This window comes from Bacillus sp. FJAT-27001, assembly GCF_019039175.1.
Lineage (GTDB): Bacteria > Bacillota > Bacilli > Bacillales > Bacillaceae > Bacillus > Bacillus velezensis.
On record NZ_JAHOAA010000001.1, the window covers coordinates 543,592 to 559,934 of the forward strand.

Annotated in this window: 18 protein-coding genes and 1 pseudogene; 6 read left to right on the forward strand and 13 right to left on the reverse strand. The window is 44.2% G+C overall.

Features of this window, described 5'->3' with window-relative positions:
• Nucleotides 1–105 precede the first annotated feature (105 nt).
• Both BGM27_RS02060 and BGM27_RS02065 read left to right on the forward strand, forming a co-directional pair.
• Nucleotides 106–294 carry a YlaF family protein gene (locus tag BGM27_RS02060; protein WP_003154504.1) on the forward strand — a complete coding sequence of 63 codons (189 nt, stop codon included), beginning with the start codon at nt 106–108 and terminating at the stop codon, nt 292–294.
• A gap of 310 nt (nt 295–604) precedes the next feature.
• A complete protein-coding gene (locus BGM27_RS02065; protein WP_007409674.1) occupies nt 605–1,222 on the forward strand; it encodes a hypothetical protein in 618 nt (205 codons plus the stop codon).
• Between the two features lie 38 nt (nt 1,223–1,260).
• Here BGM27_RS02065 and BGM27_RS02070 read toward each other — a convergent pair whose 3' ends face one another.
• A complete protein-coding gene (locus BGM27_RS02070) occupies nt 1,261–1,554 on the reverse strand; it encodes an anti-sigma factor family protein (protein WP_007409673.1) in 294 nt (97 codons plus the stop codon).
• Nucleotides 1,551–1,685 (reverse strand): annotated as a pseudogene (locus BGM27_RS02075) (RNA polymerase sigma factor); the annotation flags it as partial. The pseudogene BGM27_RS02075 and the gene BGM27_RS02070, both read right to left, overlap by 4 nt.
• Before the next feature lie 366 nt (nt 1,686–2,051).
• Here BGM27_RS02075 and BGM27_RS02080 point away from each other — a divergent pair.
• Nucleotides 2,052–3,617 (forward strand): M4 family metallopeptidase, encoded by a 1,566-nt coding sequence (locus tag BGM27_RS02080; protein ID WP_007409672.1) that lies wholly within the window; start codon nt 2,052–2,054, stop codon nt 3,615–3,617.
• A 51-nt stretch (nt 3,618–3,668) separates the two neighbouring features.
• On the opposite strand, the gene BGM27_RS02085 is transcribed toward BGM27_RS02080, so the two are convergent.
• The 3 genes from BGM27_RS02085 to BGM27_RS02095 all read right to left on the reverse strand — a co-directional run bounded on the left by BGM27_RS02085 (nt 3,669) and on the right by BGM27_RS02095 (nt 5,227).
• A complete protein-coding gene (locus tag BGM27_RS02085; RefSeq protein ID WP_007409671.1) occupies nt 3,669–4,121 on the reverse strand; it encodes a GNAT family N-acetyltransferase in 453 nt (150 codons plus the stop codon).
• The gene (gene suhB / locus BGM27_RS02090; protein WP_007409670.1) at nt 4,108–4,905 is read right to left on the reverse strand and encodes an inositol-1-monophosphatase; all 798 of its coding nucleotides are present in this window, start codon (nt 4,903–4,905) and stop codon (nt 4,108–4,110) included. Before suhB ends, BGM27_RS02085 begins: the two co-directional genes overlap by 14 nt.
• 133 nt (nt 4,906–5,038) lie before the next feature.
• Nucleotides 5,039–5,227: a hypothetical protein gene (locus tag BGM27_RS02095; protein ID WP_007409669.1), complete on the reverse strand. Its 189-nt coding sequence runs from the start codon at nt 5,225–5,227 to the stop codon at nt 5,039–5,041.
• A gap of 236 nt (nt 5,228–5,463) precedes the next feature.
• Here BGM27_RS02095 and BGM27_RS02100 point away from each other — a divergent pair, with 236 nt between their 5' ends.
• A complete protein-coding gene (locus BGM27_RS02100) occupies nt 5,464–6,096 on the forward strand; it encodes a DUF1054 domain-containing protein (protein WP_007409668.1) in 633 nt (210 codons plus the stop codon).
• Between the two features lie 34 nt (nt 6,097–6,130).
• Here BGM27_RS02100 and BGM27_RS02105 read toward each other — a convergent pair whose 3' ends face one another.
• A complete protein-coding gene (locus BGM27_RS02105; protein WP_007409667.1) occupies nt 6,131–6,397 on the reverse strand; it encodes a UPF0223 family protein in 267 nt (88 codons plus the stop codon).
• 179 nt (nt 6,398–6,576) lie between these two features.
• On the opposite strand from BGM27_RS02105, the gene BGM27_RS02110 reads away from it, so the two are divergent.
• A complete protein-coding gene (locus BGM27_RS02110; RefSeq protein WP_007409666.1) occupies nt 6,577–8,049 on the forward strand; it encodes an aminotransferase class I/II-fold pyridoxal phosphate-dependent enzyme in 1,473 nt (490 codons plus the stop codon).
• A gap of 47 nt (nt 8,050–8,096) precedes the next feature.
• Here the strand turns inward: BGM27_RS02110 and BGM27_RS02115 are convergent, their stop codons facing one another.
• Nucleotides 8,097–8,216 carry a GapA-binding peptide SR1P gene (locus BGM27_RS02115; protein WP_003154518.1) on the reverse strand — a complete coding sequence of 40 codons (120 nt, stop codon included), beginning with the start codon at nt 8,214–8,216 and terminating at the stop codon, nt 8,097–8,099.
• A gap of 113 nt (nt 8,217–8,329) precedes the next feature.
• Complete coding sequence (locus BGM27_RS02120; protein ID WP_007409665.1) at nt 8,330–9,130, reverse strand: polysaccharide deacetylase family protein; 801 nt, start codon at nt 9,128–9,130, stop codon at nt 8,330–8,332.
• A 248-nt stretch (nt 9,131–9,378) separates the two neighbouring features.
• Between BGM27_RS02120 and BGM27_RS02125 the strand changes: the two genes are divergently transcribed.
• Nucleotides 9,379–9,753: a hypothetical protein gene (locus BGM27_RS02125; RefSeq protein ID WP_007409664.1), complete on the forward strand. Its 375-nt coding sequence runs from the start codon at nt 9,379–9,381 to the stop codon at nt 9,751–9,753.
• Nucleotides 9,754–9,800: 47 nt separating this feature from the next.
• On the opposite strand, the gene lpdA is transcribed toward BGM27_RS02125, so the two are convergent.
• The 5 genes from lpdA to BGM27_RS02150 all read right to left on the reverse strand — a co-directional run bounded on the left by lpdA (nt 9,801) and on the right by BGM27_RS02150 (nt 16,328).
• Nucleotides 9,801–11,213, reverse strand: a complete 1,413-nt coding sequence (gene lpdA / locus BGM27_RS02130) for a dihydrolipoyl dehydrogenase (RefSeq protein ID WP_007409663.1) — start codon at nt 11,211–11,213, stop codon at nt 9,801–9,803.
• A 4-nt stretch (nt 11,214–11,217) separates the two neighbouring features.
• On the reverse strand, nt 11,218–12,546 hold the full coding sequence (pdhC, locus tag BGM27_RS02135; RefSeq protein WP_003154526.1) for a pyruvate dehydrogenase complex dihydrolipoyllysine-residue acetyltransferase: 1,329 nt from the start codon (nt 12,544–12,546) through the stop codon (nt 11,218–11,220).
• 123 nt (nt 12,547–12,669) lie between these two features.
• The gene (gene pdhB / locus BGM27_RS02140) at nt 12,670–13,647 is read right to left on the reverse strand and encodes a pyruvate dehydrogenase complex E1 component subunit beta (RefSeq protein WP_003154528.1); all 978 of its coding nucleotides are present in this window, start codon (nt 13,645–13,647) and stop codon (nt 12,670–12,672) included.
• 3 nt (nt 13,648–13,650) lie between these two features.
• Nucleotides 13,651–14,766, reverse strand: a complete 1,116-nt coding sequence (gene pdhA / locus BGM27_RS02145; protein ID WP_003154530.1) for a pyruvate dehydrogenase (acetyl-transferring) E1 component subunit alpha — start codon at nt 14,764–14,766, stop codon at nt 13,651–13,653.
• Nucleotides 14,767–15,236: 470 nt separating this feature from the next.
• Nucleotides 15,237–16,328 (reverse strand): serine hydrolase domain-containing protein, encoded by a 1,092-nt coding sequence (locus BGM27_RS02150; RefSeq protein WP_007409662.1) that lies wholly within the window; start codon nt 16,326–16,328, stop codon nt 15,237–15,239.
• Nucleotides 16,329–16,343 lie beyond the last annotated feature (15 nt).

Consider the following 16,343-nt stretch of genomic DNA (forward strand, 5'->3'; position numbering starts at 1 on the left):
ATCTCCTAAAAAAATTAGATAACTTTCATATTATACCACACATCCTCTTTAAAAGCGTTACGTTTTTCTGTAAACTGAAAGTATGACGTTAAAGGGGATGGAAATATGAAAAAATTGAATTGGCTCTTATTATTATTTGCATTCGCAGCAGTCTTCAGCATGATGCTGATCGGCGTATCAATCGCTGAGAAAAGCGCATGGGGCATCATCGGAAGCATTGTTCTTGTTATCGCCATGATGGGAAGCGGTTTCACCGTAAAGAAAAAAATGCGCGAACAGGGACTGCTTGATTAAAAGCATGACCCTTTGCAAAATTCCGTAAACATGGAAAGACAATATCTTATGAAGCCTGAATCAAAGATTCAGGCTTTTTTATATCCTCAAAACAGGCTCCAGATGTAAGGCTTATCTCCCCCGCCGCCTAGTCAGGAAGCCGGAAATGACAGCTCCCATTCTAGTTACATCAGCAGATTCCCTCAGAATATGCAGTCTGAAATAGTCCGGCATCGTTATGCAGAAAATACCATACCTCCTATTTCAATTCCATCATTGTCTTTTTATACTTGTGGCTGTAAGCAAATACACATGACAAGGAGAGAACGAAATGAAAACATCTTTTTTGAAGAAAACCGCTGTAACTGCCGCCGCAACCGCCTCAGCCGCCTTGCTTGCATTCAGTCCGCTTGATTCTGCCGGCGCAAAAACGATTCAGGCAAATGAACCGCATGCCCTGGAGGCTTCCGCAGAGAAAACACCGGAAGACGCGGCAAAGCTTTTAGACATCATCAGCCAATCGATTTACGAAAAAGACGGTGTCTATTATTTTGACGGTAAAAAAGCGGTTGAATTGGGATTAGATCAAGAACAAGCCCAGATCATTCAAAAGCTGTGGGACAGTTCAACCGAATTTTTAACCGTACTTTCCCAATGTATTGAGAAAACGGACGGCGAATATACATTTAATAAAGAAAAAGCGGTGGAGCTTGGCTTTACGGAAAAAGAGGCCCTTATCGTTGATCAGCTGTTCACCGCTTTTTCCCAAAGTCTTCATATCCTTCAATCTGCGCTGATTGAAGAAGACGGTGTGTATACATTTGATCAGGAACTTGCTGAAAAAGCAGGAGCAGGAAAAAAAGAAGCAAAGCTGTGTGCCGGATTCTTTAATTCACTGCCCCAGGAATTGCTTGAAGGCATTTATACAGCCTTTCATCCGGCTGAGTAAACGGATTAAAACGCCCGGTCATTCAGCCGGGCGTTTTTTTAAATCAGCAGTTTAAGGATCAACATGATAAAGAAAACAGCACCGAACAAACAGGCTGCTTTTATCAGCAGCTTCCCGTAATACCGTTCCTTAAACCGCCTTTCTTCTTCTGCATAACAGGCTGGCGCCTTCATCTCAGGGCTGCCGAGGTCAAGCGGCTCCTTCATCATATGATATAAACTCCCGCACTTACCGCATGATTCAAGATGACGGGAAATAAATCGCTCCGTTTCTGTTTCACAATCGCCTTCAATATATAAAGGGAGTAAATCTCTCACTAAACAGCAAGTCATATCTGTCCGTCCTTCCTTTTTTCCGCCAAGTGCTGTTTCAGCTGCATTCTCGCCCTGTACAGGGTGCTCTTCACCTTCGAAAGACTCCAGTCCAAAACATCAGCAATCTCTTCGTAAGACAGCTCTTGAAATACCTGTCGAAATGCTGAATAAAATGACTGAAAATCTCTGACATCTGAAACAATCCTTTTCGTTTATTAAGGCCTCACCCGTTTAGACAAACGGCTATAAAAAAAGTTTTACAGATCGGAACATTTTTCCCCTATCATTTTTCCCGACTTCATTTGTCATTTTTTTCAGAATAAATCGCATCATTCGACTCATGTCTGATTCAACACGTGCCTCTCGGCTTATCCCCCGATGCCGGCCGCCGGAAGCCTTTCCGGGACGATTCTATCAATTCATCAGCGGAGTCTAGTTTTATATTGCAGAATGAGAGAATGCTGGTTTATTATAACAATATAAGTTTTCATTATTTTCAAAAAGGGGGATTTATTGTGGGTTTAGGTAAGAAATTGTCTGTTGCTGTCGCCGCTTCCTTTATGAGTTTAACTATCAGTCTTCCGGGTGTTCAGGCCGCTGAGAATCCTCAGCTTAAAGAAAACCTGACGAACTTTGTGCCGAAGCATTCTTTGGTGCAATCTGAATTGCCTTCAGTCAGTGACAAAGCAATCAAGCAATACTTGAAACAAAACGGCAAAGTCTTCAAAGGCAACCCTTCCGAGAGACTGAAGCTGATTGACCACACGACTGATGATCTCGGCTACAAGCACTTCCGTTATGTGCCTGTCGTTAACGGTGTGCCTGTGAAAGACTCGCAAGTCATTATTCACGTCGATAAATCCAACAATGTCTATGCGATTAACGGTGAATTAAACAACGATGCTTCTGCCAAAACGGCAAACAGCAAAAAATTATCTGCAAATCAGGCGCTGGATCATGCTTTTAAAGCAATCGGCAAATCACCTGAAGCCGTCTCTAACGGCAACGTTGCAAACAAAAACAAAGCCGAGCTGAAAGCAGCGGCCACAAAAGACGGTAAATACCGCCTCGCCTATGATGTAACCATCCGCTACATCGAACCGGAACCAGCTAACTGGGAAGTAACCGTTGATGCGGAGACAGGGAAAGTCCTGAAAAAGCAAAACAAAGTGGAGCATGCCGCTGCAACCGGAACAGGTACGACTCTTAAAGGAAAAACGGTCTCATTAAATATTTCTTCTGAAAGCGGCAAATATGTAATGCGCGATCTTTCTAAACCTACCGGAACGCAAATTATTACGTACGATCTGCAAAACCGACAGTATAACCTGCCGGGCACGCTCGTATCAAGCACTACCAACCAGTTCACAACTTCTTCTCAGCGCGCTGCCGTTGATGCGCATTACAATCTCGGCAAAGTGTACGATTATTTCTATCAGACGTTTAAACGCAACAGCTACGACAATAAAGGCGGCAAAATCGTATCTTCTGTTCATTACGGCAGCAAATACAATAACGCGGCCTGGATCGGCGACCAAATGATTTACGGTGACGGTGACGGCTCATTCTTCTCGCCTCTTTCCGGTTCAATGGACGTAACGGCCCATGAAATGACACACGGTGTTACACAGGAAACAGCCAACCTGAACTATGAAAATCAGCCGGGCGCTTTAAACGAATCCTTCTCTGATGTATTCGGATACTTCAACGATACTGAGGACTGGGATATCGGTGAAGATATTACGGTCAGCCAGCCGGCTCTCCGCAGTTTATCCACTCCGACAAAATACGGACAGCCCGACCATTACAAAAATTATCAAAACCTTCCGAACACTGATGCCGGCGACTACGGCGGCGTGCATACAAACAGCGGAATTCCGAACAAAGCCGCTTACAACACGATTACAAAAATCGGCGTGAAAAAAGCGGAGCAGATTTACTATCGCGCACTAACGGTATATCTCACTCCGTCATCAAACTTTAAAGATGCAAAAGCAGCTTTGATTCAATCAGCGCGGGACCTTTACGGCTCTCAAGACGCTGCAAGCGTAGAAGCGGCCTGGAATGCGGTCGGCTTGTAAACAAGAAAAGAGACCGGAGAAATCCGGTCTCTTTTTTATATCTGAAACATTTCACAATGGCTTCACCATGATCATATATGTCTTTTCCCGATCGTCTTTTTCAAGCTTAAGCTGTTCAAAGCCGCATTGGCTTAAAAACAAAACCCATTCCTGCCTGTCCAGGGGAACGGCTGAAAACATCGCTTTATGCTCCCCTCTCAGCCGGCCCGCAATCTTTTCAATGACCGCGCGTCCGATTCCTTTCTCTTTTGCCTCCGGAGCGACGGCCACGGTTCCGAGCCACGGTTTTCCGTTTGAAGGCGCCCATTCCAAATGAAAACTGACGGCGGCAGGAGCGCCGTCAATCTCCCATACGAGCCACGTTCCATTGTACATGGAGTATGCAAGCATAAACTCCGCCGCATTTTTTGTTCCGAACTCTTCGTTTTTCCACACCGGGTGTGCAGCCGCCAGCTGCTCCAGAAACCCGAGATCTTCTTCTTCAAAATCTCTACCTGTCAGCATGTAAATAGTCGTCAAAGATAATTTTATGTATTGCCGGATTGCCCGCAAGCACGCTGTGGTTGTCTAAAAACGTAAACGGTTCGCCGTCTGTGGTCGTGTAAATGCCCCCGACTTCGTTCAGCAGCACGCAGCCGGCAGCGTAATCCCACGGCGCGAGCCTCATCGTAATGTATGCGTCAATGCGGCCGGCCGCAACACTGGCCAGCTCAAGTGCCGCCGAACCGTAGGAACGCGTTCCTCTGACCCGTTTTACGAGCGGCGCCAAAATACTCGGGTCAATCCTTCTGTTTTCCGTCACCCATGTGGCATTGATTGCAATAATGGCTTCTTCAATGGAAGCTTCTTTTAAAGGAGCAAGCGGCGTGTCGTTCAGATAAGCCCCTTTTCCGCTGAATGCGTGATACAGCTCGTCCTGCATCACATCATAAATTAAGCCGATTTTGCCTTTTCCGTCTTCAAAGATGCCGATGGAGATCGCGAAATGCCGCTTTTGATGGACAAAATTCATCGTTCCGTCAATCGGATCAATGATCCAGACGATTCCGTCAAGGGAGCGGAGCTTATCTCCCTGCCCTTCTTCTCCGAGAATCCGGTGTCCGGGAAAAGTTCCCTGTATACGGTCAATGAAAAAGCGTTCCGTCTCTTTATCAATATTTGTGACTAAATCATTCGGATTTGATTTTGTTTCAATCGTCAAGCTTTCCTGCATGGATTGTCTGATTCTCGTTCCGGCTTCTTTTACCCATTGTTTTGCGATATCATCAATTTCCGTCCAATTTGTCATACCGTGTACCTCTTTTCTATGTATAGCTTATTCTATAGCATACTGATAAAGGCGATGAAAAAGCAAGGAAAATGAAAAAAATGCCTTCTCACGTAAAAACGAACCATTTCCTGCGGTTCGTTTTTACTATTCTTTATCCGTTAAGCCGAATCCATTCTTTTCTGAGACGTTCCAGTTTTCTTTTGCTAAGATCGATTTGATCTGCATTCTCTTTTTGCATGGCCTCATACAGGGTTGCCAATTCATAATCAACCTCTAGTCTCCAGACAGCTACACGGTTATTTTTTTCCTCCCTGAATCCTTCCTTCACCACTTGCCTCATTGTCTTTCGCCCCTTCCAGAGATCATTTGTTAAAAAAGCATCCCATTTTTCCAATTTATTAATGATACTTCTTATATCGTATGGAAACTTATATTCGGCTGTAACAACATTCTTAAAATTGTGTGTTTACCTATTCGTTTTTTACCACCAATCCTCTCGGCTCAAACGTTCTCAATGTTTTTGCGGCCGGCGGCGGCTGTGGTAAAATATGAATACTTACGATAAGGAGGAAAAAGATGACTCAGATGCGTTTTACAAAAGAAGACTTCGATACATTTACAATAGAAGGTTTAGATCCGCGCATGGAGGTGTTAAAAGAACAAGTCCGCCCGAAGCTGACCTTGTTAGGAGAGCATTTCGCACCGACATTGTCAGCATTGACAGGCGATGAAATGTTTCCGCATGTCGCCAAGCACGCGAGAAGATCTGTCAACCCGCCGGCTGACAGCTGGGTTGCCTTTGCCAACAGCAAACGCGGGTATAAGAAACTCCCTCACTTTCAGATCGGTTTATGGGACACCCATATGTTTGTATGGTTTGCCATCATTTATGAATCTCCGATAAAAGAGGAATACGGCAGATTGCTGGAAGCGAAGCAGGAGGACATCACAAAACAGATTCCCGGTCATTTTGTATGGTCGCCGGATCATACGAAGCCAGGGGCGTACAAGCAGTCCGACATGGATCAGGAGCAGCTGAAAACATTATTTGAACGCCTGCAGACAGTGAAAAAAGCAGAGCTTTTGTGCGGCATTCAGCTGCAAAAAGAAGACGTGATCAACATGAACAACAATGAATTCCTGCAAACCATTGAAGATGCTTTTAGGAAGCTTTCCTTTTTATACACACTGACTCAGAAAGTCTCATAAAATAAAAAGCGGGCCGATTGCCGGCTCGCTTTGTCTACATTTTGATAATCGCTTGATCTGATTGTTTCGCCTGTTTCACAGTCCGATAAGGGGAATAGGTGCTGTCAGCTTCAAATTGGCTGCAGATTTTCTTTTCCTCCGCTTTCCCGGGAACGATTTCTTTAAAGCGGCGGTACGCATTCAGAAGTCTGTCTCGGTCAGCTCCTTTTTCATAGGCGTTTTCCACCTGCTGAAAAAAAGCAATGACATCCACGGCCTCCTCTGTCGTCCAGTCCTCATTCATCGGATATTGATATTCCAAATGTCTTCACTCCTTTATAATCATGCTCAAAATAAGCATCTTCCATAGATCATAAATTGTTCTTTACTTTCTTTCAAGTTCATAATATAATTCATTTGTTTTACGTTTAAAAAACGGGTAATAAAACTGAATGTAATACAAACTAATCCGTAGGTATTATGATAAAGGTGGGAAAACAATTGCCGCAACATGAAACACCCCTGTACAGCGGACTGAAAAAGCACGCGGACAGACAGCCTGTCCAATTCCACATTCCGGGCCATAAAAAAGGCGCGGGAATGGATCCGGAATTCAGACAATTTATCGGAGAAAACGCGTTAAGCATAGATTTAATTAATATCGAGCCCCTGGATGATTTACATGCGCCAAAGGGCATCATTAAAGAAGCCCAGGATCTGGCCGCTCGAGCATTCGGCGCAGACCATACCTTCTTTTCCGTACAAGGGACGAGCGGCGCCATTATGACGATGGTCATGGCCGTATGCGGACCCGGAGATAAAATCATCATCCCTAGAAACGTTCATAAATCCATTATGTCGGCCATTGTATTTTCCGGAGCGGTGCCGATTTTTATTCACCCGGAAATTGACGATGAGCTCGGAATTTCTCACGGCATTACGCTTGAGTCCGCCGAGCGGGCTTTGACGGAGCACCCTGACGCAAAAGGCCTGCTTGTCATAAATCCGACGTACTTCGGTGTGGCAGCTGACTTGAGCAGCATTGTAAAGCTCGCGCATTCTTTCGATGTGCCTGTGCTTGTCGATGAAGCGCACGGCGTGCATATTCATTTTCATGATAAGCTTCCTCTGTCCGCCATGCAGGCGGGCGCTGATATGGCAGCCACAAGCGTGCACAAATTGGGAGGCTCCCTGACGCAGAGCTCCATTTTAAATGTGAGAGAAGGTCTTGTTTCCAAAGAAAGAGTACAGTCGATTTTAAGCATGCTGACGACAACGTCAACATCCTATCTGCTTCTGGCTTCACTGGATGTCGCAAGAAAACGCCTCGCTACAGAAGGCCGCGACCTTCTTGAAGATACGATTCTGCTGGCGGATCAGACACGGAAACGCCTCAATCAAATTGAAGGCATCCGCTGTGTCGGCGAAGAAATCACAGGGTCTAAAGCTGCATTCAGTTATGATCCGACTAAATTAATCATTTCGGTCAAAAACCTCGGACTGACGGGTCATGACGTTGAAAAATGGCTCCGCGAATCATATAATATCGAAGTCGAGCTGTCCGATTTGTATAATATTTTATGTATTTTCACCCCCGGCGACAGAGCGGGAGATGCCGACCGTCTTGTAAGCGCGCTTACAGACATTTCAAAGCAGGCTTCCGACAATGACTATGCTCATCAGCAAACCGAAGTTCTGCTTCCTGAAATTCCTCTGCTAGCGATGACGCCAAGAGACGCGTTTTACGCAAATACGGAAGTCATTCCGTTAAAAGAATCCGCAGGACGGATCATCGCAGAGTTTGTCATGGTGTACCCGCCGGGAATTCCGATCTTTATTCCGGGTGAGATCATTACTGAAGAAAATATCAGCTACATTTTTAAAAACTTGGACGCCGGCCTTCCTGTGCAGGGTCCCGAAGATGCAACGCTTGAAATGATCAGAGTCATCAAAGAGCAAAAAGCCATCCAATAAACATAAAGAAGCCCGAAACGAAATCGTTTCGGGCCTTTTTACGCTTTTTACTCTTCTTCAAGATGACACTGGCATTGTCCGCAGCATGTTCCGTATAACGTCGTGACCTTCTCATCCTCAAAGTAATGAATCGCTTCGTTACAGTCTTGGCAAACAATTGTACCCATCTGTCATTCCCCATTTCTCAGAATTTGAAAACGCTTAATTTTTACTTGTTGTTATTATATTATTATGTCACATTTAATATGTCAACTGATAAATTGTATAACACATTTATTTTTTACGGTCTTTTTATAGCTCGAGGGTCAATCACAGTATATCCTTTATGACGCAATCCTTTTACAATGTCCGGCATGGCTTCCGCCGTCCATTTCCGGTCATGCATCAATATGTTGGCCCCGTCCCGCAGATAAGGACTGTTCAGTGTGATATCGGTAAGCGCTTTTTTGGATTGATATTTCTGATCCCAATCATACCCGAAGGTCCAGTTCATTTTCACCATACCTTCTTTTTTTATAAGTCTGTCACTGTAGTCCGTATTGCTTCCGAAAGGCGCCCTGAAAAATGCGGGTTTCTCTCCTATTACCTTTTCAACCGCTTTATTGACGCCAATGATTTCTTCCCGTTGTTTTTGCTCGGAAAGATCTTTTAAGTTTTGATGAGTCATTGTATGATTACCGATCATAAAACCTAACTCATGAATATGCTTAAGCGCTTTCTTATTTTCATCTTTTTTCAAAAAATGTCCGTTTACAAAAAAGATCGCTGACGCATTGAGATCGTGCAGTTTGTCCGCAATCTCAGCGGCATGCTGATCAGGCGCGTCATCGATCGTTACCAATGCGATCGGTTTTTTCTCTTTCTGTTCATCCATTTTTTCCACAGAAAAGCTTTTCGGATTGATATAGTAACGGGGCTCCGCCTTCTGTTTTTTCTGTTTTTCCTCTTTTGTATGGTGGTTTTCCCGTTTGGCATGATTGGCCGCGGCTTGAGAATGGGGTTTGTTTGTTTGCATCTTTTCATTTGATTGGCAGCCGGCAAGTAAGCACATACATATGACGGCTGCAGCGGCTTTATACATGACAATCCCTCCTGATATGGTTTTGCTCCCAGTATAACGAAAAAACAGCGCTCTCACGAAAAACAATGTGCCTTTTTTACACATCGGCTGCGCAAGTTGTCACACGTATTATTTCTTCATTAAAAACGGTTTCAATTATATAACAATTCAGTAACAAGCCTTAGGTTTTTCACCTCTCGTGATACACTTGATATAGTCCTTATAAATGGATGAACCAATATATTATATAAAACAGAGGAGTAAGATAGATGCGCTACCGTACGGTGATTCCCTTTTTTTTGATGCTGTTCGTTCTGTCAAGCTGTTCGGTTTCTACTGTCAGTCCATTCACAAAAAACCGGATCGACAGCATTCATCACACTCAAATCTTGTTTTTTTCCGATGAAAATCATATAGATAAAGAAGTGCCTTATTACGATGCGATTCTTGATTTAGAAAAGAAATATCCCCATCATGTCGATCAAATGAAGGTTTATGACAACAGAAAGGGATGGGAAGAGGAAATCAACACGTTCCCTGCGCTGATGGTGATCAATCATCGGCATGTGGTCATGAAGATTGAGGGATCCGTAAAGAAAAAAGAGGATATCATCAAACCTATGCAGCATGTGCTTGCACAATAAAAACAGCCCCCGCTTTTACAAACGGGGGCTGTTTCTTTGTTACATTATTATTTTACGATATGGATCGGGCTTCCGATTGCTACTTCGGCAGCTTCCATAGTGATTTCGCCCAATGTCGGGTGAGCGTGAATTGTCATTGCGATATCTTCAGCAGTCATTCCGCCTTCGATCGCCAGGCTCAATTCAGAAATCATGTCAGAAGCGCTTGCGCCGGCAATTTGCGCACCGATTACAAGACCGTCTTCTTTACGAGTGATCAGCTTCATGAAGCCGTCAGTTTCGTTAAGAGACAGCGCACGTCCGTTTGCTGCAAACGGGAACTTAGCTGCAACGACTTCAATGCCTTCTTCTTTCGCCTGTGCTTCAGTGTAACCGACAGAAGCCAGTTCAGGCTCAGAGAATACAACCGCCGGAATACCGAGGTAATCGATTTCAGCCGGCTCTCCTGAAATAGCTTCGGCAGCGATTTTACCTTCGTAAGACGCTTTGTGAGCCAATGGAGGTCCGTCAATGATGTCACCGATTGCGTAAATGTTCGGTACGTTTGTGCGGCACTGCTTGTCTGTTTTAATGACACCGCGGTCAGTCATTTCGATACCGACTTGCTCAAGGCCGAGCTCATCAGTGTTCGGACGGCGTCCGACAGTGATTAATACGTAATCAGCATCAACCGTTTTTTCTTCGCCTTTTACTTCGAATGTAACTGTTACGCCGTCAGGTCTTTCCTCAACGCCTTTAGCCATGGCGCTTGTATGGATTTCAACGTTGCCTTTTTTCTTCAGTCTGCGGGTAACGAGAGAACTCATTTGTTTTTCGAAGCCAGGAAGAATTTCATCTCCGCCTTCTAAAATAACCAATTCAGTTCCGAAGTTCGCATACGCTGTTCCAAGCTCAGTACCGATATATCCGCCGCCGATAACAACGAGCTTTTTCGGAATTTCTTTAAGCGCAAGTGCGCCTGTAGAGTTCAGAACGCGTTCGCTATATTTGAAGTTTGGCAATTCGATAGGGCGAGAACCGGTAGCAATGATTGCGTTTTTAAATGTGTATGTTTGCGCAGAGTTCTCATCCATTACGCGGACAGAGTTGCTGTCTACGAAATAAGCTTCCCCTTTTATAACGTCCACTTTATTTCCTTTTAAAAGACCTGCAACACCGCCGGTAAGCTTATTTACAACAGAAGCTTTCCATTCTTGGACTTTTGTAAAGTCAACCGTTACGTTCTCAGCAGTGATCCCCATGTCATCTGAATGTTTTGCATTCTCGTAACGATGGCCTGCATTGATGAGCGCTTTTGAAGGAATACAGCCGACGTTCAGACAAACGCCTCCAAGAGTTGCTTTTTCAACGACTGTTACTTTTTGTCCAAGCTGAGCAGCGCGGATGGCAGCTACATAGCCGCCGGGTCCCGCACCAATCACAAGAGTATCTGTTTCAATAGGGAAATCTCCTACTACCATAACATTACGCCTCCATTAAAATAAGTTGTGGATCGTTCAGTAAACGCTTGATGTGGTTTAACGCATTTTGTGCAGTTGCTCCGTCAATCATACGGTGGTCAAAGCTGAGAGAAAGAGCTAAGACAGGAGCAGCTACAATTTCACCGTCACGGACGATTGCTTTTTCAGCAATACGGCCGATACCGAGAATCGCAACCTCTGGATGGTTGATAACCGGTGTGAACCATTGGCCTCCGGCAGAACCGATATTTGTGATCGTGCAAGAAGCGCCTTTCATTTCCGCAGGTGCAAGCTTGCCTTCACGCGCTTTTGTAGCAAGGCTGTTGATTTCATCAGAGATTTCGAAAACGGCTTTACGGTCGGCATTTTTCACTACCGGCACAAGCAGGCCTTTTTCGGTATCCGCTGCAATTCCGATGTTGAAGTAATGTTTTTGGATCACTTCATCTGTTTTATCATCAATAGATGTGTTTAAAACAGGGAATTTTTTCAAAGCGGATGTTAATGCTTTGACGACGTAAGGCAGATAAGTCAGCTTGATGCCTTGATCAGCAGCAACTTGTTTGAACTGTTTGCGGTGAGCAACAAGATTTGTTACGTCAACTTCATCCATAAGAGTTACGTGCGGTGCAGTATGCTTAGAGTTCACCATTGCTTTCGCGATCGCTTTACGGATACCGCTCATTTTTTCGCGTGTTTCAGGGAATTCGCCTTCAGGAGCCTGAGCCGCTGCAGGTTTAGCTGTTTCCTGAGGTGCAGCTGTTTCTTGCGGTGCCGCTTCTTGAGCCGCTCCTCCATTTGCAAAGCTGTCGATATCTTCTTTTACAACACGTCCGTTATTGCCTGAACCTGTTACTTTACGGATATCCACGCCTTTTTCACGGGCATATTTGCGTACGGAAGGCATGGCGATCACGCGTTTGTTCGGATCAGCTTCCGCTTGGTCCTGCTGTCCTGCGCCGGTTTCTTTTGCAGGCTCTTTAGGAGTCTCTTCTTTAGAGATATCCTGCCCTGCTTCAGCAGACGACTGAACTTGAGCCTCAGTTTTCGCCTCTCCTGAATCATGGCTTCCTTTAAATTGAAGATCTTCGTAACCAGGTGCGTCAAACGTAATAATCGTTTGTCCAACAGTTGCAACTGTTCCCTCTTCAACTTTTAATTCTAATACTTTTCCTTTAACAGGTGAAGGAATTTCTACCACTGCTTTATCATTTTGCACTTCAGCCAGAACATCGTCTTCTTCTACCTCGTCGTTCGGCTTAACAAACCATTTTACGATTTCGCCTTCGTGGATACCTTCCCCGATATCCGGAAGTTTAAATTCAAATGCCACAGTTTTCGACCTCCTAGTTGATTAAGCAAATTTTAGTTATGCATTCGCAAGCATTGAACCTAGTAAACAGACTCCTTCATATAAGAGAAAAGGACTCTCTTTACCGTCTTTTATGATGCCTGATTAAAATTCAAGAACTTTTTTCGCAGTTTCAAGAACGTCTTTATGGTTTGGAAGCCATACGCTCTCAGCAAGCGAGAAAGGAAATACTGTATCAGGCGCCGCAACACGCAGAACCGGAGCTTCCAGGCTCAGAATCGCGCGGTCATTGATTTCAGCTACAACGTTGGCAGCGATGCCGGCTTGTTTTTGAGCTTCTTGCACGACAATTGCGCGGCCTGTTTTTTCAACAGAAGCAATAATCGTATCAATATCAAGCGGACTTACAGTGCGAAGGTCGATAACTTCAGCAGAAACGCCTTCTTTTTCAAGCTCTTCAGCAGCCTTAAGCGACTCATGAACCATCGCGCCGTATGTGATGATAGAAAGGTCAGTACCTTCGCGTTTCACATCAGCTTTGCCAAGCTCAATTGTGTATTCCTCCTCAGGAACTTCCTGACGGAAAGAACGGTAAAGTTTCATATGCTCTAAGAAAACAACCGGATCATTGTCTCTGATAGAGGCAATCAGCAGTCCTTTTGCATCGTAAGGAGTGGAAGGGATAACAACTTTAATACCCGGCTGCTGAGCGATAAGGCCTTCCAAACTGTCAGCGTGAAGTTCAGGTGTATGAACCCCTCCGCCGAATGGAGAACGGATTGTCACCGGAGAAGTCCAGCGTCCGCCGGAACGGTAGCGGAGACGAGCCATTTGTCCTGAGATTGAATCCATTACTTCATATACGAATCCGAAGAATTGGATTTCCATAACAGGACGGTAATCTTGCAGGCCTAAACCGAGAGCCAGACCGCCGATACCGGATTCAGCAAGCGGCGTGTCAAATACGCGGTCCTCACCGAATTCTTTTTGAAGGCCTTCAGTTGCACGGAATACGCCTCCGGCAACGCCTACATCTTCCCCGAAAAGCAGAACGTTTTCATTGTTTTTCAGTTCTGTGCGTAACGCATCAGTGATCGCTTGAATCATTGTCATTTGCGCCATGGCTTACTTCGACTCCTTCGCTTTGTAAATTTCAAGTTGTTCTTTCAAGTTGAACGTCGGCTCTTCAAACATATTCTCAATCAGCTCTGTTACTTTCGGTTTTGATTCGCCGTCAGCCTTTTTGATAGCTTGTTTGATTTCTTCTTTGGCCTGTTCAATCACTTTGTTCTCTTCTTCTTCAGACCATAGTCCTTTGTTTTCCAAGAACTTGCGGAAACGTACGAGCGGGTCTTTTTGCTCCCATTCATTTTCTATTTCTTTCGTACGATATTTAGTCGGATCGTCACCGGACATTGTATGAGGTCCGTAACGGAATGTAAGAGTTTCAATCAGAGTCGGACCTTCACCGTTAATTGCGCGCTGGCGTGCTTCTGCGGTTGCAGCATAAACGGCTAGTGCATCCATTCCGTCTACTTGAACACCTGTAATACCGACGGCAACTGCTTTTTGGGCAATTGTCTGTGCGGATGATTGCTTTTCTACAGGAGTTGAAATCGCATAGCGGTTATTCTGAACAACGAAGATCGCTGGCGCTTTAAATGCTCCGGCAAAGTTCATTCCTTCATAGAAGTCACCTTGAGAAGCTCCGCCGTCACCAGTGTAAGTAATAGCTACCGCTTTTTTACCGCGCTTTTTAAGACCTAAAGCTACACCTGCGGTTTGGATAATTTGAGCACCAATAATAATTTGAGGTGATAAAGCATTTACTCCCTCAGGCATCTGATTACCTTTAAAATGGCCTCTTGAGAACAGGAATGCCTGGTGTAAAGGAAGACCGTGCCAAATCAGCTGAGGAACGTCACGATAACCCGGAAGGATAAAGTCGTCCTGTTCAAGCGCGAAGTGTGATGCAATTTGAGAAGCTTCCTGGCCCGCTGTCGGTGCATAGAAACCTAAACGTCCTTGACGGGAAAGAGAAATTGAACGCTGGTCTAAAATGCGGATATACACCATTCTTCTCATTAATTCCTTTAACTGATCATCTGAAAGATCAGGCATTGCGTCTTTATTTACGACTTCTCCTTCAGCATTTAAAATTTGGAACGTTTCAAACTGCTTATTAATAGCATCAAATTGTTTTTTGCTATCAACAATTGAAGTTTTTGTCTTTGCAGCCATTTTTTAAACCACCTCTTCTTTTGATTTAACAGGGTTAGGATACCGTTTAGCCATCCGTATTAAAAACAGTCTTATCATGCTCTGCAATTCTAAAATTAATCATTCAGAAATTCACATAGCGCTTAAGCAAAGATAATGACGTTTAAACTGTACTAATAAAAAAAGATTTTTTATTAGTACAATATGATCAACAACCATAGTTTACAGTAATTAAACAAAGCCGTCAATTATTTATAACCTCATTTTGAAACCGCTTATAAAACATAAGATCATATTGCGCCAAACTGTACTATAAAAGACTTTAAACTGTATTATAAAAATGCTCTACTGTACTATAATTAAAAAAAATTACAAAGAGTAAATTAAGTTATTTAACTTCGGGGCGGGCTTTGAAAAGATGCCGCGGGATAAAAACGGGCAGTTAGCAATCGTCCCGCCTGCCGAACAGACGGGACGATGCTTTTGTCTAATTATTCAATACCCGCCCACACGATATTCAGCGGCGTCAGCACGGCATGAGGGTGAAACTCGGAAATCGGAGTGAAAAATACATACGTAAAATCTTCGGCTGGATCAGAAAACATGCCGCACCAACCCATTCCAAGATGTGAGAAGGTGCCTTCTGTCATGAAATAATGGTCACCGGCCGGCCACAAATTAATGCCTAAACCAAAGCCGCCTTCCTCTCTGGGCGCTCCGAAGAAGTAAAAAGGAAGACCGGGCTTTATTTGATTTCTCAGCATCGCTTCGACTGTTTTTCTTCCAAGCAGCTTCTTATCTTTCAATCTGCCTTTATTTCTAAACATTTCAGCTAACTTCCAAATATCTCGCAATGAAGAGTACAGACCGCTTGTCGCTTTATTCGGAAAATACGGGTGATGACTTTTTTCCAGCTGTACGCACTCGTGCTCATTGATCACACAAACTTCTTCTTTTAAAGCATCAGGCACATAAAAATACGTTCTTTCTAATCCGAGCGCTTCAATAATATGCTTTGTTACATACTGTTCGTAGGATACGCCTGTTACTTTTGAAATAATGATGCCAAGTATAACAAAGCCGGTTCTGGAATAGTTCCATGCTTCATCCACTCCGTACTCCAAAGGCGTACTGACCAGATAGTTTATCCATTCTTCCTCATTCGTTAAGTCAATGCCTTCAGCCTTTTGAATATCCAGCTCAAAACTTAATCCCGCCGTATGAGTCAAAAGGTGCAAAATTTTAATTTCTCCGAAACCCGGTTTATCAAACGCTGGCAAAATGAGCTTGACCGGCATTTTCAGATCGAGCAAACCTTTTTCGACGAGCTGCATGACTGCTACAGCGGTAAACACTTTTGTCAAAGAACCGATTTCTCTGATGGTATCAAGCTGAAATGTTTGCTTTTCTTTTTGTCCGCCGGTAAATTCCCCTAACGACTCAGCTGCAAAAACCTCACCTCCTCTTGACATCATATAACTCGCACATTGCAGATCTCCATTGTCTATCATCGTCTGATAATGGCCGTTAAGAGCGTTAATTTGTTTCATATCAAATGCCGGATTGCTTAATGTTTGTTTCATTGTTTTCTCCCCCTG